Source organism: Marinobacterium iners, assembly GCF_017310015.1.
Lineage (GTDB): Bacteria > Pseudomonadota > Gammaproteobacteria > Pseudomonadales > Balneatricaceae > Marinobacterium > Marinobacterium iners.
This window is the reverse complement of the sequence record NZ_CP022297.1, coordinates 211,617-228,208: the sequence shown is the minus strand read 5'-3', so window position 1 is coordinate 228,208 and position 16,592 is coordinate 211,617. Positions and strand designations below refer to the sequence as shown.

The following is a 16,592-nucleotide window of genomic DNA, read 5'->3' as shown; positions in this document are numbered from 1 at the left end:
CTCATCTGCAGCAGTGTTCGGAATTTGCAGCTTCAACAGCCACGTCGCAACCGGTTAACACAAAAAAAGGGAAGACAATGTATCGGCATTTACGCCGCAGTTCAATCTTTAACCGCCCGTCAAATAGTCGGACGCCGCGCCAGCGCCGGTCGCTCACCCGAAAGCCCCATCGCCTGCAGCACCAGGTGTTGTTTAAGCGGCTCCAGCCGGTCGGTCAGATTCATGCCACAGCTGCGTAACAGACGCACAACCGGCGGCCGGGGTGCAAACAGGCGACGAAACCCTTCCATGGCAGCAGCCATGGTCAGATTGGCGCTACGACGCTGACGCTGGAAGCGGCGCAACACCGCTTCATCGGTCCAGCGCTCACCTCGCGTCTTGGCTGCCAGCAGCACTTCAGCCAACGCGGCGGCATCCATAAAACCGAGATTTACGCCCTGCCCGGCCAAGGGGTGGATGGTATGGGCGGCATCACCCACCAGTGCAAGTCCCGTCTCGGCATAGCGGTGTGCGTGGCGCTGGCGCAGCACAATCGAGCGGCGTTCGTCACAGCCCTCGATGCGCCCCAGACGGTGCCCAAAAGCGCGCCCAAGGGCGGTGCAGAAGTCAGCTTCATCCAACGCCATCAAGCTGGCAGCATGCTCGGGTGAAGTCGACCAGACAATTGACAGGGTACGATCATTCTCTGCCGCCAGCGGCAACAGTGCCAGTGGGCCATCTTCGGTAAAGCGCTGCCAGCAGGTATCCGCGTGTGACTGTTCGGTGTGAACAGTGGTGACAATGGCGTGATGACCATAGTCCCACTCAGTGGCACCAATGCCTGACAACTGTCGCGTCAGGGATTCCGCTCCATCAGCCCCTACCAGCAACCGAGTCTCAATGCGACGACCATTACTCAACACCAGCTCGCGGTGACCATCGGTATCAGGAGCCGACAACTGCCTCAGGGAGACATCGCTGATCAATTCCACATTATCAAACCGATTGAGCTGCTCATGCAGCGCCGCCAATATCACACTGTTCTCAACAATATAGCCCAGGCAGTTTTCATGCAGGGCATCGGCACTGAAATGGATACGGCCACTGCCCTCTCCATCCCAAACCTCCATATCGGTATAGGCTGCGGCACGCCTTGCCTGCACACCGCTCCAGGCGGACAAAGAGGTCAGCAGTTGAACAGATGCCAGATTGAGAGCACTGACGCGGGCGTCATGCCTGCCCGGAGTCATGGCTGCGTCGGCTTCTGCCAACCACTGTTGCAACGATCCGGGACGCTGCTCAAGCAGCTGGATCCTGACACCTGAAGGTGCCAGCGCACAGGCCAGTGCGGCGCCCACCATGCCGGCGCCACTGATCACAATATCGGTCATAGAGGATGAGGTCATGTTCAGCTCCGACAGGAAAGGGGGGTCAGCGTAGCCGTGCGGAGGGCTGGTCAAGCCCCATGGCGGCACGGGCAAACAGGGTTTTGGCAGGAGGACAACTTTCAAGCAGCTGCAGCCCGCTGCCACGCAGAGCCCGCAGCAGTGGATTGTGGCTGGTAAACAGTTTCATGGTTCGATCACTGAACTGAATGGTACGAAACTGATCCTGCCGCCGCTGCTCAACAAACTTCTGCAGCGCAGTCAGGTCACCCAGCGCAAGGTCGGCACGCTTGCGCGCGATGATCAAGTCTGCCAGCGCAACAGCGCCGCGCAGGGCAAGATTGTAGCCCTGTCCGGCGATCGGATGCAGGGCGTGCGCGGCGTTACCCAGCACCACCAACCCGGCACGCACCTGCTCTTCTGCCAGCGACAGCTTCAGCGGGTAGTGATAGCGCTCACCCACCGCGGTAAAACGGCCGGCACGGTAACCGAAGCGCTCCTGCAGGCGCGCCAGAAACGCCGCGTCATCCAGCGCCAGAACCCCGTCCAGCTCGTCATCACCCAGAGTCCAGACCAGACCGCAACGGTTGTGGCCGTTGATCGATTCGCCGGGCAGCAGCGCCAGCGGGCCATCCTGAGTGAAGCGCTCATAGGCTATGTTGCGGTGCGGCCGATCCAGTGACACATTGGCAACCAGTGCATGCTGATCATAGGACTGTACGCTGTAGCCGATTCCCAGCTGTTCGCGCAGGGACGAGCGACCACCGTCAGCCATGACCATCAGGTCAGCCTGCAGTCTCTGCTGCTCGCCGTTGACCTGCAGCTGCAGCCTGTTGCCGCCGGCACGCTGCTCCAGCGCAGTCACCTCGACCGGCGCCATCAGAGTCAGCCACGGACCAACATTGCGCTGTAGCTGGCTATTCAACACCTGACCCAGCCAATGGTTTTCCACCACATAGCCCAGCGCCGGGACGGCCTCATCCTCGGCCTGTAGCCGGGTGGTGCCGAAACGCCCGCGCTCGGACACGTGTATGGTATTGATCGGCGTCAGATGAGCCTGCAGCGCCTGCCAAAGCCCCATACGCTCATACAGGGTGCGCACACCCTGAGCCAGCGCCGTTGAGCGATTGTCGTAACTGGGGGTGAAAATCGGCTCATCCGCACCCGGCAAAGGCTGGGCTTCGACCAGTGCCATCCGCAAATTGAGCGCTTTTGCCGTTGGCAGCAGGGCGCAGGCCAGACTCGCCCCGACCATGCCGCCACCAATTATGACCAGATCATACTGCTGCATGCGCGTTCCTCACTGAGTCAGCGGCGAGCCATCAGCTCTTCGATGGCGGCAACGGTTTTGGGTACGGCCGAAGTGAGCACCTCGCAGCCCGCAGGCGTGACCAGCACATCATCTTCTATACGGATACCGATGCCGCGCCAGCGAGGCTCAACACTGTCATCATCCGGTGCGATATACAGCCCCGGCTCCACGGTCATCACCATACCCGGCTCAAGCGGTCGCCACTCGCTCTTCAATTTGTACTGGCCCACATCATGCACATCCATCCCCAGCCAGTGACCGATGCGATGCATGTAGAAACGACGATAGGCACCTTCCTCAATCAACGCATCACGCTCGCCCACAAGCAGACCCAGCTTAATCAGCCCATCGGTCAGACACTCAACCGACAGATCGTGAATCTTGTTCCAGGGGACACCAGGCTTCATCGCCGCGATGCAGGCTTCCTGGGTATCCAGTACCAGCTGATACAGCGCCTTTTGTTCGTCACTGAAGCGGCCATTGACCGGAAAGGTACGGGTAATATCGCTGGCATAGTTGTCCAGCTCACAACCGGCATCGATCAGCACCAGATCACCATCCTGCATCTGAGCGCTGTTTTCGATGTAGTGCAGAATGCAGGCGTTGGCGCCGGCGCCCACAATCGGTGAGTAGGCTTGAAAGCGGGCGCCCTGCTGCATGCAGTAGCCGGTAATCTCGGCCTCCAGCTGGTATTCATGCATCCCGGGGTTTGCTGCGCGCATGGCGCGGCAATGCGCTTCAGCCGAGATTTCGGCGGCACGACGCATCACCTCCTGCTCGGCTTCAGACTTGAACAGGCGCAGCTCATGCAGCAAATTATCCAACAGCACCAGCTCTTCCGGCGCCTGCGCACCCTGACGGGCTCGGCCGCGAATCTCGTTGAGCCAGCCGCGTACCCGACCATCCAGGGCTTCATCGCTGCCCAGTGCATAGTAGAGCCGGCTGGCACCATCCAACAGGCTCGGCACTGTCTGCTCAAGCTCTGTCAGCGAGAACGCCTGGTCCGCGCCAAAATCACGTACACAGCCCTCGGGGCCGGCGCGGTAGCCGGTCCAGATCTCCATCTGCGGGTCGCGCGGCGGACAGAAAAGCACAAACTCACCCTCGACTCGACCGGGAATCAGGAGCAACAAGGCGTCCGGCTCATTAAAACCGGTCAGGTAATAAAAATCGCTGTCCTGGCGAAAACTGTACTCGGCATCGCGGTTGCGCGTTTTCAGATGGGCTGCACAGACCAGCGCCACACTGCCGGCTGGCAACTTTTCCAGCAATCTTTGGCGGCGACGGGCAAATTCAGATTGAGCAATTTTCATGCTGGCTTTCCTCCGGTCAGTGCAGAACAGGCGCTGTTTCGGCTGCAGCATCGCTCGGCTGCCCATCCGGCTCATTGCATTCACTGAACACCAGTAATGCCGCCATGCGTACGTATTCCTGCACTTCCATCAGGTCATTTTCGTCTTCTTCCGCTTCGGCATCGGCAGCCGTTGTGATCTGAACGATCTGAGCCAGGTCTCGCAGGGTTTCCTGGCCTTCGATCGACAACCCCTGGCTACCCTTGCGTTCCTGCAGGCCGAAACCGCTGAGAAAACCGCTGCACCACAAACCCAACGCATCTGCACGCCCCGCCAGTGGCTGGTCATCATCCGGCAGGACCAGTTCAAAGCTGAAGTCCGGGGCCTGCAGCTGCTGCAGCGTGGCCAGATACAGCTGCATGATGCCAGTACGCGTCAGCTCTCGGCTGAACGGCTCCAGATCCAGCAGCTCGCCGATACGGGCAAACAGGGTGACCGGATCAAACCGGGCACCGGCCGCTACCTGGCCGCACAGCAGTCCGTGCAGCTCAGCGGGGGAAAGGGTCAGCAATCCCTCTTCCACCAGCAGGTCAGCCAAAGTGTCAAAATCCGGCAGCTCGATTACGGGGGCCTGTTCATCTGTCATATTGATCTATCCGGTTCGGGTCATGTTTTTACAGAGGGTATCCGGAGAGGGCCGGCACTGCATTGATCTCTATGCTAGCATTTAGCCCTATACAGGGCCATGCGTGTCAGATTGACCCTGTCGCAACGGCTGTTTATAGTCAGCGCATACTGCATGGGGCCTGGCATGACCGAACATTATTTCAACGCACTGGAACACAAGATTGACCTGCTGCTTGCGCGGGTAGAACAGCTTGAGCTTGAAAACAGCACGCTGCGCGAACAGGACACCCGTCTGCGCGAAGAACGTGCTCAATTGATCCAGCTGAATGACCAGACCCGCAGCAAGGTTGAAGGCATGATACAGCGACTCAAGGCACTGGAGCAGAACTCATGAGCGCAGACGCACGCACTGTCACCGTCAAGTTGCTCGACAAGGAATATACCATCAGCTGCCCGGACGGAGCCGAAGCGGAGTTACTGGCCTCTGCCGACTACCTGAACCAGAAAATGCTCGATATACGTCACTCAGGCAAGATCATCGGCCTTGAGCGGATCGCTGTTATGGCCGCATTGAATATGTCGCACGAGCTGATCAAAAGCCGAGAGGAACAGCGTCAGGCAGTAGAGGTCAACCTGCGCCGATTGGGGCAGAAAATTGACCAGAGCCTGGCACGCAACAACACCTCCAAAGCGAATGAAAACTCTTCATCATCCTGAAAACACTTTATTTTCATAATTTTAAGCATCCTTAGCAGAAGCAGAAAGAATTACAAGAGCTGACATTCAGACAAGCACGCGTATAATGAAATCAGGTTCCTGGAGTGTTCGACAGTCGGTCAAGTCCCTCGAGCCGATAAGCAATACCCCGGCAGCGCTCAACTGGTATTGTGAGCATGTCCGCTTGACGGAAAGCCTGATATATCAGTAAGCGCTTCCACTCTGAACCTTAGGGTTCAGGGCCACGACCGACACCGGCACTCCGGGAAGCCTTTTACATCATGCAGGATCGCAAAACACTCCGCCGCGAAATGCGGGCCCGAAGACGGGCACTTACCCCCCAGCAACAGCGCACAGCCGGTCGCTGCCTTGCTCGAAACCTCGCCCGACAACTCTGGTTTGCCAAGGCTCGCCATGTGGCAATCTATCTGCCCAACGATGGCGAAATCGATACCCGACCACTGATAACCCTTTGCCGCACGCTTGGCAAAACGCTCTATCTACCGGTACTGCACCCGATCCGGCACAACCGACTCTGGTTTACCCCCTACGCCACAACGACCCGGATGCAGCTCAATCGCTACCGTATTCTGGAGCCTGTACTTCAGGGCAAGCCTGTTCGCCCTGCTGTGGCACTGGATCTGGTACTGCTGCCGCTAGTGGCGTTTTCAGCCGATGGTGGCCGTATGGGCATGGGAGGAGGCTATTATGACCGGACGTTTGCCTTCCGCCTGAAGGGCAATGGCATGCGCGGACCAAAACTGGTGGGGCTTGCACACGAGTTGCAACGAGTGAATCAGCTACCGATAGAAAGGTGGGACGTTCCGCTGGACGCGATCGCGACAGACTCGCGGGTTTACGCCATCAACTGTTGAAAACCTGCTGCACCATGGTGGCCAGTTGGAGATCGCTCTGTGAGATGCCAGTCATTACGGCACCTACTATGAACACAATCACGAGTACCAATACCAGATCCGGGCTTTTATTCATGATCGTCAGCAGTTATCCGATGGTTGCAGTTAAAGTTATGCTTTAAGTGTCAGCATAATCATGTGACAAACGCTAGTCTTTCACACGCAGCTTTTTTTTCAACCCCTTTGGCGGCACTTTTCCGGATTTTAACCTCTATTTTTTATATCTTCAGGGATATGTCGCCAAACGTGCCGAAAAATGGATGAAATAAGGTATTTTTTTGGCGACACTTTTAAAGAAGAATCAAAACTACGGGCAGCGTCAGCATTGAAATCATCGTCTGTGCCGTAATGATGCCCGCCATCAACTCGGCATCACCGCCCATCTGCCGGGCCAGAATATAGGCCGAAGTGGCCGTCGGTACGGCCGCAAATATCACTACTACACTGGTTGTCAGCAGGTCCAGCTGCCACAACCCGGCCAGCGCAAACGCCAGCAGCGGCAAAAACAGAAGCTTGATCAGACTGGCCGCGACCAGTGCCCTGCCGCCGCCACGCAAGGCCCGCAAGTCCAATCCGGCTCCCACCGCCAGCAGCCCCATTGGCAACGCCATACGCCCCAACAGCTCCAGCACCGAAGTTACACCCAAAGGCAAAGCAGCGCCCGAAAGGCTCAACGCAATACCCAGCAGACAAGCCAGAATCAACGGATTTCGAGCCAGTGTCATCAGCAGTTGACGCGGCGAAAACGCCTGCTCGGAAGTCAGTGCAAAAGCCAGGACGCTGAACAGGTTCAGCAGCGGAATCATCACGGCCGTTATCACCGCCGCCAGCACGATGCCCTCTGACCCGTGCAGCGCCGCAGTGACAGCAAGCGCAACATAGGTATTGAAGCGTACACTGCCCTGAAAAAAAGAGGTGAAGGCAGGTACCGTCAGACGCAACAGCGGTTTGCAGGCACAACAGAACAGAGCGGCCATAACCAACACAACCACAACCAGTGCCGCCAGCCGAATGGAGTCGTCACCTGCCAGCTGGGCATTGGCCAGACGCTCCACCAGCAAAGCCGGAAACAGCACATAATAGGTCGCCTTTTCTGCCGGCTGCCAGAAACCTTCACCTGGAAATCCACTGCGACGAGCCAGAAAGCCGAGCAGCAGGAGCGCAAAAACAGGCCAGAGGGCGATGATTATCGGCTGCATCTGATATACATTCCCCTACAAGAGACGGCAACACAGGTTGCTCAACCATTACCAACAAAGGCTGCATATAATGCTGACATCATTGGTTCTTACGGTCATCGGACCGGATAAGCCGGGGCTGGTCGGACTGCTGTCCCGCACCATTGCCGAGCATCAGGGTAACTGGCTGGAGTCGGGCATGTCACGCCTGGGTGGCAAGTTCGCCGGCATTCTGATCACTCAAGTGCCCAACGAACAGGCCGAGGCACTGATCAGCGCACTGGAAGCGCTGCAAACACAGGGACTCAGAGTCACGGCGGAGCGCAGCGAAGACGCCCCACCCGTAGCCGAGATGCAGCCGATGACACTGGAGCTGGTGGGGCATGACAAACCGGGTATTGTGCGCGAGATTTCACAGGCACTGGCCGCACGACACATCAATGTAGAACGATTGAGCACCGAGCTGACCTCTGGCTCAATGTCGGCGGAAGAGCTGTTCAAGGCCGAGGCAGAACTGTTGGCCCCGGCAGACCTGGATCCGGATGATCTGCAGCAGGCACTGGAAGCGATCGCCGGTGATCTGATGGTGGACATCACCCTGCGCTGACAGCAAAACCAAGACTGGAGCCACCAAACTGGCGGCTCTTCGACCACCGCGTCATTTTCAGTCGGCACGCGCCGCCAACAGGTCACGACCGCGAATCACCGCTGCCCGCACCTGATCCGGTGCCGTGCCACCAATGTGGTTACGCGCCGCCACCGATCCTTCCAGCGTCAGCACTGCAAACACATCATCGGCGATCACATCGGAGAACTGCTGTAGTTCTTCCAGTGTCATGTCGGACAGGTCCTTGCCGGTCTTGATGCCGTAGGCGACGGACAGCCCGACAATTTCGTGGGCATCACGGAAGGCCACGCCCTTGCGAACCAGATAGTCGGCCAGATCGGTAGCGGTGGAGAAACCACGGCGCGCCGCTTCACGCATCTGATCCTTACGCGACTCGATAGCCGGCACCATGTCACCAAAGGCACGCAGGCAGCCCTTCACCGTGTCCACAGCGTCAAACAGCGGCTCCTTGTCTTCCTGATTGTCCTTGTTGTACGCCAGCGGCTGGGACTTCATCAGCGTCAGCAGTGAGATCAGGTGGCCGTAAACGCGGCCGCTCTTGCCTCGTACCAGCTCAGGCACGTCCGGATTCTTTTTCTGCGGCATGATGGAAGAGCCGGTGCAGAAACGGTCAGGCAGGTTGATAAAGTTGAACTGGGCCGATGTCCAGAGTACCAACTCCTCCGACATCCGGGTCATGTGCATCAGCAGCAGGCTGGCAGCAGCGCAGAACTCGATGCCGAAATCACGATCGGACACTGCATCCAGGGAATTGCCCGCCGGAGCATCAAACTGCAGCAGTTCGGCGGTGTAGTGTCGGTCAATCGGATAAGTTGTACCGGCCAGAGCCGCGGCCCCCAGCGGCATGATGTTGACGCGCTTGCGGCAGTCGGCAAAGCGCTCATAGTCACGGCTCAGCATCTCGAACCAGGCCAGCAGATGATGGCCGAAGGTAACCGGCTGGGCGGTTTGAAGGTGCGTGAAGCCGGGCATGATGGTATCGGCTTCCTGCTCGGCCAGATTCAGCAGTCCTTGCTGCAGGCGGCTGACCTCGGCCAGAATCAGGTCGATCTCGTCGCGCATGTAGAGACGGATGTCAGTGGCGACCTGGTCATTGCGCGAACGACCGGTATGCAGTTTCTTGCCGGTGATGCCGATCTTCTTCGTCAGTGCAGCCTCGATGTTCATATGAACATCTTCCAGCTCCACCGACCACTCGAACTCGCCACGCTCAATCTCGACCCGGATCTCGCCCAGGCCACGGATGATTGCGTCACGTTCTTCCTCGGTCAGCACCCCCACCTTCGCCAGCATACGTGCGTGCGCCACTGAGCCCTGGATATCGTGCCGATAAAGACGCTTGTCGAAATCAACCGAAGCGGTGAAACGGGCGACGAATGCATCGGTTGGCTCACTGAAGCGGCCGCCCCACTGCTGATTGGTCTCTTTGCTCATACACCTCTACCTCGCTGACGCTGAATCGGCCCAAACAAGCGGACCGGTGAATGTCGATGAGTTGATTATACAGCCCTTTCCGACCAACAGCATGGTCAATACCGATTCCGGTTGCTGGCCAGCCAAAACCACCCAACCACAATACTTTAGTATTATTTTGAGACTTTAAATCTCATTTTAATTGACATAACCTCAAGGCAATATCATAAATAACGAGACTTATAGTCTCAAAATAACAAAAAGGAACTGATATGAAACCGTTCACACGCTCCCTGACCAAACACTCACTCGCCCTGCTGACCGGCGCCGTGCTGGCGTCCAGTTTCAGTACCGCCATTCAGGCCGCCGACGACCAGGTGCGCTGGAAAGTTCAGGCGGTGTTCAATACTAACTGGCCGGGTTTAGGCAACCCCATTCGCTTGGTCGAGGAGTCCCTGAAGGAAGCCAGTGGCGGAGAAGCCCAGATCAAGGTATACGAGCCGGGCAAAATCGTGCCGTCCTTTCAAATCACCGAAGCGGTCAAGAACAAACAGATTCCCGCCGGTTTCGCCTGGTTGGCCTACGATCAGGGCAAGATGCCAGCCGCCGCTCTGTTTGCCGCCGTGCCTTTCGGCATGGATCCTATGGGCTACAGCGCCTGGTGGTACGAAGGCGGTGGTCATCAGCTGGCCGAAAAGCTTTACGCCCCGCATAACATCCATCCGATCCTTTGCTCCATCACTGGTGCTGAAACAGCTGGCTGGTTTCGCAAGGAGATCAATACGCCAGAAGATCTCCAGGGCCTGAAGATCCGTTTTGCAGGTATCGGCGGCAAGGTACTGCAGAAACTGGGCGCCTCGGTCACGGTCATCCCTGGCGGTGAAATTTTCCCGGCATTGGAAAAAGGTGCCATCGACGCCACCGAATTCGCCACGCCGGCGATCGACGAGATGCTCGGTTTTGACAAGGTCGCCAAACACAACTACTTCCCGGGCTGGCACCAGCCGTTTACCGCGTCCCATCTGGTGGTCAACACCGATGTCTGGAACGGCCTGAGCAAACAGAACCAGACCCTGATCGAGACCGCCTGTACCGCCGCCACTTTCCGCGGCCTGGCCTACAGCGAATCTCTGCAGGGCGAAAAACTGGCAGGCTTCGGCGCCAAGGGTGTAACACCGCACCGCTTGAGCCCTGCACTGATGGAGGCACTGGAAAACGCCACCAACGAAGTGATGCAGGAAACTTCGAGCACCGACCCGATGTTCAAGGAGGTGTATACCTCGATTCAGGACTTCCGTCAGGGATACGACCAGTGGAAAGAGCTGGGATCGCTGTAAGGCGCTGCTGAATTGCCAGCGAAGGGGCGGGAGCCGCCCGTCCCTTCCTACTGTTCAGGTATCACCGGAGTCCAGACATGAATCAACTGACAACACCTGCCCCGGTCTACGCCGACGAGGCACCAAGCCCTGACAACTTCGACATGGAACAGCTGATCCATCACACCGAGCTGCCCCATACACGTCTGTCACGCAGCTTCGACGCGGTTATAGGCACAATCTCAGCCATCGCTCACTGGAGCTGGCCACTGCTTATGTTGGTCATCATGATCAACGTGGTGCTGCGCTACGCCTTCGGTGAGGGCCATATCGAGCTGGAGGAGCTGCAGTGGCACCTTTACTCCATCGGCTGGCTGGTCGGCCTCTCCTTCTGCTATGTGCTCGATGACCACGTCAGGGTGGACCTGTTGCATGAACGCCTTGGTCTGAAGACCCAGGCTGTTATAGAGCTGCTCGGCATCCTGTTCCTGTTGCTGCCCTTTGCCCTGGTCGTACTCTGGTACACCATCCCCTTTGTGCAGTACTCCTTCGAGATGAGCGAAATTTCCATGGCACCGGGCGGGCTGCCCTACCGCTGGGCGATCAAGGCGGTACTGGTGCTCGGCTTTGCGCTGCTGCTGCTTGCCATGCTGTCACGCCTGAGCCGTGTCTGCGCGCTACTGTTCGGTTTCCCCCGGACAATACGAATCAGCGAGGAGAAAGCCCGTGGAAATTAATGAAATTCTCGCCATCACCATGTTCGCCAGCTTTATTGTGCTGCTGTTCACCGGTTTCCCGGTTGCCTGGGTACTGGGCGGCGTGGCACTGATCTTTGCCATTATCTCCATGATGGCCGACCAGATGTGGGACGCCTGGATCGGCATCGACTGGGAATACGTTTCAATCACCGTACCCCGCATCTGGAACGTAATGACCAACTGGGTGCTGGTCGCCCTGCCGATGTTTGTCTTCATGGGCCTGATGCTGGACCGCTCCGGTATCGCCGAAGACCTGATGACCAACCTGGTGCGCCTGTTCGGTCGCGTCCGCGGCGGGCTGGCGATCACTGTCACCTTCGTCGGGCTGTTATTGGCGGCCTCTACCGGCATTATCGGTGCGTCCGTGGTGTTGCTGGCGCTGCTCGGCATCCCGATGATGATGCGTCAGGGCTACAGCCACGAACTGGCCTGCGGCACTGTCTGCTCCACCGGTACCCTGGGCATTCTGATTCCGCCCAGTATCATGTTGGTGATGATGGGCGACCGGCTGGGCGTGCCGGTGGGTGACCTTTTCCTCGGCGCACTCTTTCCGGGTCTGCTGCTCGCCGCGCTCTATATCGGTTACATCTTTGCCGTGGGACTTCTGCGTCCCCAGGCCGCGCCAGCCCCGGACGACGCAGAGCCGGTGACGCCGCTGCTGGTTGCAAAGGTGTTTGTCACCGTATTGCCTGCTGCCGGTCTGATCCTGGCGGTGCTGGGTTCCATCTTCGCCGGTATCGCCACCCCCACCGAGGCGTCCGGCGTCGGTGCCGCCGGTGCAACCCTGCTGGCAGTAATCAAGAAGCGCGTCAACCTGCAGGTGCTCTATGAAGTCTGCCGCGAGACCACCAAGACCACAGCGTTCATCTTCGCTCTATTGCTCGGTGCGACGGCATTCTCGCTGGTACTTCGCGGCCTGGGTGGTGACGAGCTGATCGAATCGGCGCTGACCGGTCTGCCGTTCAGCCCCACCGGCATCGTGATCTGCATTCTGCTGGTGACCTTCGTACTCGGCTTCTTCCTCGACTGGATCGAGCTGACCCTGATCATCCTGCCGCTGGTGGCCCCGGTGGTGTCCGGCCTCGGTTTCGATCTGGTCTGGTTCACCATCCTGTTCGCTGTCTGCCTGCAGACGTCGTTCCTGACCCCGCCGGTGGGTTTCGCCCTGTTTTACATGAAAGGCGTGGCCCCCGAGGGAATCACCGTCGGCACCATCTACCGTGGCGTACTACCCTTTATCGCACTGCAATTGGTAGGACTGTCGATCGTTTTCTACTGGCAGCAGATCGTGACCTGGCTGCCTTCCATGGCCTATTCAAACTGACCCTTTCGGAGAATAACAATGAGCAACCGAATCATTCTGCCCCGCCTGATGGAAGTAGGTGCCGGCGCCAGTCGCAAGGCTCCTGAAGTACTGGCGGCCTTGGGCTGCAGCAACCCACTGATCATTTCCGATCCGATGATGGTCAAGCTGGGTTATGTGGATAACCTGCAGGCAGCATTGAGCGAAGCCGGCGTTGCCAGCGACCTTTTTGCCGACACCCTGCCCGAACCCACTGAAGCCTCGATTCTGGCTGGTGTGGATAAAGTCAAAGCGGGCAATTACGACGCGATCATCGCCCTCGGTGGCGGCAGCCCGATCGATTCGGCCAAGGCGATCTCGATCCTGGGCAAGTTCGGCGGCCAGATGCGCGACTACAAGTTCCCGCGCGATGTCAGCGAGCAGGGCCTGCCGATCATCGCCATCCCGACCACCGCCGGCACCGGTTCCGAAGCGACCCGTTTCACCATCATTACCGATGCCGACAAGGACGAGAAGATGCTCTGCGTTGGTCTCGGCTTCATGCCGGCTGCCGCGCTGATCGACTATGAACTGACCCTGTCGGTACCGGCTCGCGTCACCGCTGACACCGGCATCGATGCCCTGACCCACGCCATCGAAGCCTATGTCAGCGCCAAGGCCAACCCGTACAGCGACAGCCAGGCACTGGCGGCGATGAAGCTGCTCGGCCCGAACCTGCGTACTGCCTATCACCAACCGGATAACCGGGAAGCACGCGAGGCGATGATGCTCGGTTCAACCCTGGCCGGCATTGCCTTCTCGGCCGCTTCAGTGGCGCTGGTACACGGCATGAGCCGACCCATAGGCGCCTTCTTCCATGTGCCTCACGGTCTGTCCAACGCCATGCTGCTGCCCACCGTCACCGCCTTCTCGCTGGACAGCGCGCCGGAGCGCTACGCCGACTGTGCCCGCGCCATCGGCGCTGCCCTGCAGAGTGACGATACCGATACCGCCAACGCCAAACTGATCGCCGAACTGTGCGCCCTCAACGAGGAGCTGGAAGTGCCGAGCCCCGCCGCCTATGGCATCGATGAAACGCGCTACTTCGAACTGCGCACCACCATGGCCGAGCAGGCACTGGCGTCAGGCTCTCCCGGCAACAACCCTCGCGTGCCCAGCGTGGATGAATTGATCGACCTCTATGCCGCTGTCTGGAATCAGCAGTAACAATAATTTTTATAACAAGACTCAGGAATATACTCAGATGACCAACGTGACTAACTTTATCAACAACACCCGCACCCCGAGCGAGTCCAGCCGTACCGCCCCGGTCTACAACCCGGCCACCGGCGAACAGAGTGGCACCGTCACCCTTTCCACCGCCGACGAGACGCGCAGCGCGATTGCTGCCGCCGAGGCAGCGTTTCCCGCGTGGTCCAAGACCCCATCTGTGGTCCGTGCCCGCGTCATGTTCAAGTTCAAGCAGCTGCTGGACGAAAACCGGGACAGGCTGGCCGAGCTGATCACCCTGGAACACGGCAAAGTGTTCTCCGACGCCCAGGGCGAAATTACCCGCGGCATGGAAGTGGTCGAATTCGCCTGTGGCATTCCCCACCTGCAGAAGGGTGAACACTCGCTCAACGTAGGGCGTGACATCGACTCCGACTCGCTGATGCAGCCACTGGGCGTCTGCGCCGGCATATCACCGTTCAACTTCCCGGCCATGGTGCCCATGTGGATGTTCCCAGTGGCAATCGCCTGCGGCAACACCTTCGTTATGAAGCCGTCCGAGAAAGACCCGAGCGCCACCCTGTTCATCTCCGAACTGCTGGCCGAAGCCGGCCTGCCGGCGGGCGTATTCAACCTGGTCAACGGCGACAAGGAAGCAGTCGACGTGCTACTCACCGATGAGCGCGTGCAGGCAGTCAGCTTCGTCGGCTCCACTCCCATCGCCGAATATATCTATGCCACCGCATCGGCCCACGGCAAGCGCTGTCAGGCACTGGGCGGCGCCAAGAACCACATGGTAGTCATGCCGGACGCCGATCCCGAACAGGTGGTCAACTCACTGATGGGTGCCGCCTACGGCTCCGCCGGTGAACGCTGCATGGCGATCTCGGTAGCGGTCTGTGTCGGTAACGAAGTAGCCGATAACCTGGTCGAGATGATGAAAACCGAGATTGGCCAGATGCGTGTCGGTCCCGGACTGGGTCAGGAGAAGGAGCCGCACATGGGCCCGGTGGTCAGCCGCGAACATCAGCAGAAAATCCTGGCCTACATCGATAGCGGCGTAGAGGAAGGCGCCACCCTGGTTGCCGACGGTCGCAACTTCACAGTAAACGGCCACGAGAACGGCTTCTTTGTCGGCCCAACCCTGTTCGACAACGTCACCACCGAGATGCGCATTTACCAGGAAGAGATCTTCGGCCCGGTGCTGGTGGTCGTGCGCGTCAACAGTTTCGATGAAGCCCTGCAGCTGATCAACGATCACGAATACGGCAACGGTACGGCCCTGTTTACCCGCGACGGCGACACCGCCCGCCAGTTCGAGGAGAACGTCAAGGTCGGCATGGTCGGCATCAATGTGCCGATTCCGGTGCCGATGGCGTTCCATTGTTTCGGCGGCTGGAAGCGCTCCGTATTCGGCCCGCTGAACATGCACGGCTCCGACGGTGTACGTTTCTTCACCCGCATGAAGACCGTGACCCGCCGCTGGCCTACCGGCATTCGCGCTGGCGCCGAGTTCTCAATGCCGACAATGAAGTAACCGTTTGCAGCCAGCCACACCGCCCCTGACGGGAGACTGTGGCTGGCTGGTCGCCGCAGAGGCATGCAACCTGATATGCCTTGCCACGACGACAGATAAAGTGGATTGCCCTGTCCCAACAAGGTACTGCTCTTGCCGCCCATGAGGCGGCTTTTTTTATGCCCACCCGTTAACACGATATACTGAATGCCTATTGCAACCTTGGACCTGACTAACACTATGAGCACCACACGCAGGGAAAAAGGCTCCTCGATTCTCCGGGTTCTGGAAATCATCGAAACAGTAGCCAGCTCCGGCCATCCGATGACCGCCGCAGAACTGTCGAAACAACTGGATATTCCCAAAGCCACCGGCCATCGTCTGATTCAAACGCTGGAAAAAGAAGGTTTTCTGCAGACCAACATGCGCGGTTTCGTCGTCCCCGGCGCACGTTTGCACCAGGTTGCGCTTGGTATCATCTACGCCAGCCGCCACAAGGCCCAGCGCCGCGCCATTCTGGAAGGACTCTCCGGCCAGATTCGAGAAACCATTGGCTTGGCGATTCCCGATGGCACGGAGATGCTCTATTTTGACCGCGTGCAGACCAACTGGCCCCTGCAGATCAATCTGCCGGTGGGCAGCCACACGCCTACTTGGTGCACGGCCAGTGGCAAGCTTTACCTATCCAACCTGCCTGCCAGTCAACGCAAGTTGATGCTTGAAAAGCTGCCCATGCAACAGTTTGCGCGCAACACCCTGACCGATCCCGCAGAACTGCTCGACGAACTGAAGCATGTCGCCGAACAACAATTGGCCGTCGACAATGAAGAGTTCATCGACGGCATGGTAGCGGTGGCCGTTCCAGTCAAGGATACACAAGGTCGCCTGGTTGCCTGCCTGTTCACCCACGCCCCCGTGATTCGCAGCTCACTCGATGACCTGCTGCAATTCGAGCCGCTGCTGCGTCAGGCAGCACATGAACTAGAGCAGGTAATCAGCGTACCAGAGCAGAGCTGAGGCATCAGTCAACCGCTGTGCCACTTTC

At 58.6% G+C, this 16,592-nt stretch carries 17 protein-coding genes and 1 other RNA gene; 11 read left to right on the top strand and 7 right to left on the bottom strand.

Annotation, left to right across the window (positions count from 1 at the left end; translation table 11 throughout):
• Window positions 1-119 precede the first annotated feature (119 nt).
• Genes CFI10_RS01055 through CFI10_RS01040 form a run of 4 tightly spaced genes read right to left on the bottom strand, consistent with a single transcriptional unit; the run spans window position 120 to window position 4,614 of the window.
• Window positions 120-1,385 (bottom strand): UbiH/UbiF/VisC/COQ6 family ubiquinone biosynthesis hydroxylase, encoded by a 1,266-nt coding sequence (locus CFI10_RS01055; protein WP_206838176.1) that lies wholly within the window; start codon window positions 1,383-1,385, stop codon window positions 120-122.
• 25 nt (window positions 1,386-1,410) lie between these two features.
• Window positions 1,411-2,655, bottom strand: coding sequence for a 2-octaprenyl-6-methoxyphenyl hydroxylase (ubiH, locus tag CFI10_RS01050; RefSeq protein WP_206838173.1), 1,245 nt, complete (start codon window positions 2,653-2,655; stop codon window positions 1,411-1,413).
• Between the two features lie 17 nt (window positions 2,656-2,672).
• The gene (pepP, locus tag CFI10_RS01045; protein ID WP_091826521.1) at window positions 2,673-3,989 is read right to left on the bottom strand and encodes a Xaa-Pro aminopeptidase; all 1,317 of its coding nucleotides are present in this window, start codon (window positions 3,987-3,989) and stop codon (window positions 2,673-2,675) included.
• A 16-nt stretch (window positions 3,990-4,005) separates the two neighbouring features.
• Window positions 4,006-4,614: a UPF0149 family protein gene (locus tag CFI10_RS01040; protein WP_091826341.1), complete on the bottom strand. Its 609-nt coding sequence runs from the start codon at window positions 4,612-4,614 to the stop codon at window positions 4,006-4,008.
• Window positions 4,615-4,779: 165 nt separating this feature from the next.
• Here CFI10_RS01040 and CFI10_RS01035 point away from each other — a divergent pair, with 165 nt between their 5' ends.
• The 4 genes from CFI10_RS01035 (at window position 4,780) to CFI10_RS01020 (ending at window position 6,187) form a co-directional block, all read left to right on the top strand.
• A complete protein-coding gene (locus CFI10_RS01035) occupies window positions 4,780-4,989 on the top strand; it encodes a TIGR02449 family protein (protein WP_091826339.1) in 210 nt (69 codons plus the stop codon).
• On the top strand, window positions 4,986-5,312 hold the full coding sequence (locus CFI10_RS01030) for a cell division protein ZapA (protein ID WP_091826337.1): 327 nt from the start codon (window positions 4,986-4,988) through the stop codon (window positions 5,310-5,312). The genes CFI10_RS01035 and CFI10_RS01030 overlap by 4 nt, the downstream gene beginning before the upstream one ends.
• A gap of 93 nt (window positions 5,313-5,405) precedes the next feature.
• Window positions 5,406-5,585, top strand: a non-coding RNA gene (gene ssrS / locus CFI10_RS01025) — 6S RNA.
• Between the two features lie 8 nt (window positions 5,586-5,593).
• On the top strand, window positions 5,594-6,187 hold the full coding sequence (locus CFI10_RS01020) for a 5-formyltetrahydrofolate cyclo-ligase (protein ID WP_091826335.1): 594 nt from the start codon (window positions 5,594-5,596) through the stop codon (window positions 6,185-6,187).
• Here CFI10_RS01020 and CFI10_RS19315 read toward each other — a convergent pair.
• Together CFI10_RS19315 and CFI10_RS01015 are read right to left on the bottom strand one after the other, a co-directional pair.
• Entirely contained in the window at window positions 6,177-6,302 is a 126-nt protein-coding gene (locus CFI10_RS19315; RefSeq protein ID WP_277987738.1) for a hypothetical protein, read from the bottom strand. The two genes, CFI10_RS01020 and CFI10_RS19315, sit on opposite strands and share 11 nt — an antisense overlap.
• Window positions 6,303-6,516: 214 nt before the next feature.
• Window positions 6,517-7,425 (bottom strand): AEC family transporter, encoded by a 909-nt coding sequence (locus CFI10_RS01015; RefSeq protein ID WP_091826333.1) that lies wholly within the window; start codon window positions 7,423-7,425, stop codon window positions 6,517-6,519.
• 70 nt (window positions 7,426-7,495) lie between these two features.
• On the opposite strand from CFI10_RS01015, the gene CFI10_RS01010 reads away from it, so the two are divergent.
• Window positions 7,496-8,011: a glycine cleavage system transcriptional repressor gene (locus tag CFI10_RS01010; protein WP_091826331.1), complete on the top strand. Its 516-nt coding sequence runs from the start codon at window positions 7,496-7,498 to the stop codon at window positions 8,009-8,011.
• A 57-nt stretch (window positions 8,012-8,068) separates the two neighbouring features.
• On the opposite strand, the gene argH is transcribed toward CFI10_RS01010, so the two are convergent.
• Window positions 8,069-9,466: an argininosuccinate lyase gene (gene argH / locus CFI10_RS01005; protein WP_091826329.1), complete on the bottom strand. Its 1,398-nt coding sequence runs from the start codon at window positions 9,464-9,466 to the stop codon at window positions 8,069-8,071.
• A 251-nt stretch (window positions 9,467-9,717) separates the two neighbouring features.
• Here argH and CFI10_RS01000 point away from each other — a divergent pair, with 251 nt between their 5' ends.
• The 6 genes from CFI10_RS01000 (at window position 9,718) to CFI10_RS00975 (ending at window position 16,564) form a co-directional block, all read left to right on the top strand.
• The gene (locus tag CFI10_RS01000) at window positions 9,718-10,782 is read left to right on the top strand and encodes a TRAP transporter substrate-binding protein (RefSeq protein WP_091826328.1); all 1,065 of its coding nucleotides are present in this window, start codon (window positions 9,718-9,720) and stop codon (window positions 10,780-10,782) included.
• A gap of 77 nt (window positions 10,783-10,859) precedes the next feature.
• Window positions 10,860-11,498 (top strand): TRAP transporter small permease subunit, encoded by a 639-nt coding sequence (locus CFI10_RS00995; protein ID WP_206838172.1) that lies wholly within the window; start codon window positions 10,860-10,862, stop codon window positions 11,496-11,498.
• Complete coding sequence (locus CFI10_RS00990) at window positions 11,488-12,843, top strand: TRAP transporter large permease (protein ID WP_091826326.1); 1,356 nt, start codon at window positions 11,488-11,490, stop codon at window positions 12,841-12,843. Before CFI10_RS00995 ends, CFI10_RS00990 begins: the two co-directional genes overlap by 11 nt.
• A gap of 18 nt (window positions 12,844-12,861) precedes the next feature.
• The gene (locus CFI10_RS00985) at window positions 12,862-14,028 is read left to right on the top strand and encodes an iron-containing alcohol dehydrogenase (RefSeq protein ID WP_206838170.1); all 1,167 of its coding nucleotides are present in this window, start codon (window positions 12,862-12,864) and stop codon (window positions 14,026-14,028) included.
• A 37-nt stretch (window positions 14,029-14,065) separates the two neighbouring features.
• On the top strand, window positions 14,066-15,568 hold the full coding sequence (locus CFI10_RS00980; protein ID WP_206841815.1) for a CoA-acylating methylmalonate-semialdehyde dehydrogenase: 1,503 nt from the start codon (window positions 14,066-14,068) through the stop codon (window positions 15,566-15,568).
• A 219-nt stretch (window positions 15,569-15,787) separates the two neighbouring features.
• Entirely contained in the window at window positions 15,788-16,564 is a 777-nt protein-coding gene (locus tag CFI10_RS00975) for an IclR family transcriptional regulator (RefSeq protein ID WP_206838168.1), read from the top strand.
• The last annotated feature ends 28 nt before the right edge of the window (window positions 16,565-16,592 follow it).

Excerpts from the sequence above, each read along its gene's own strand:
- CFI10_RS01055 (WP_206838176.1), bottom strand. The coding sequence starts at position 1,385 with ATGACCTCATCCTCTATGACCGATATTGTGATCAGTGGCGCCGGCATG.
- ubiH (WP_206838173.1), bottom strand. The coding sequence starts at position 2,655 with ATGCAGCAGTATGATCTGGTCATAATTGGTGGCGGCATGGTCGGGGCG.
- pepP (WP_091826521.1), bottom strand. The coding sequence starts at position 3,989 with ATGAAAATTGCTCAATCTGAATTTGCCCGTCGCCGCCAAAGATTGCTG.
- CFI10_RS01040 (WP_091826341.1), bottom strand. The coding sequence starts at position 4,614 with ATGACAGATGAACAGGCCCCCGTAATCGAGCTGCCGGATTTTGACACT.
- CFI10_RS01035 (WP_091826339.1), top strand. The coding sequence starts at position 4,780 with ATGACCGAACATTATTTCAACGCACTGGAACACAAGATTGACCTGCTG.
- CFI10_RS01030 (WP_091826337.1), top strand. The coding sequence starts at position 4,986 with ATGAGCGCAGACGCACGCACTGTCACCGTCAAGTTGCTCGACAAGGAA.
- CFI10_RS01020 (WP_091826335.1), top strand. The coding sequence starts at position 5,594 with ATGCAGGATCGCAAAACACTCCGCCGCGAAATGCGGGCCCGAAGACGG.
- CFI10_RS19315 (WP_277987738.1), bottom strand. The coding sequence starts at position 6,302 with ATGAATAAAAGCCCGGATCTGGTATTGGTACTCGTGATTGTGTTCATA.
- CFI10_RS01015 (WP_091826333.1), bottom strand. The coding sequence starts at position 7,425 with ATGCAGCCGATAATCATCGCCCTCTGGCCTGTTTTTGCGCTCCTGCTG.
- CFI10_RS01010 (WP_091826331.1), top strand. The coding sequence starts at position 7,496 with ATGCTGACATCATTGGTTCTTACGGTCATCGGACCGGATAAGCCGGGG.
- argH (WP_091826329.1), bottom strand. The coding sequence starts at position 9,466 with ATGAGCAAAGAGACCAATCAGCAGTGGGGCGGCCGCTTCAGTGAGCCA.
- CFI10_RS01000 (WP_091826328.1), top strand. The coding sequence starts at position 9,718 with ATGAAACCGTTCACACGCTCCCTGACCAAACACTCACTCGCCCTGCTG.
- CFI10_RS00995 (WP_206838172.1), top strand. The coding sequence starts at position 10,860 with ATGAATCAACTGACAACACCTGCCCCGGTCTACGCCGACGAGGCACCA.
- CFI10_RS00985 (WP_206838170.1), top strand. The coding sequence starts at position 12,862 with ATGAGCAACCGAATCATTCTGCCCCGCCTGATGGAAGTAGGTGCCGGC.
- CFI10_RS00980 (WP_206841815.1), top strand. The coding sequence starts at position 14,066 with ATGACCAACGTGACTAACTTTATCAACAACACCCGCACCCCGAGCGAG.
- CFI10_RS00975 (WP_206838168.1), top strand. The coding sequence starts at position 15,788 with ATGAGCACCACACGCAGGGAAAAAGGCTCCTCGATTCTCCGGGTTCTG.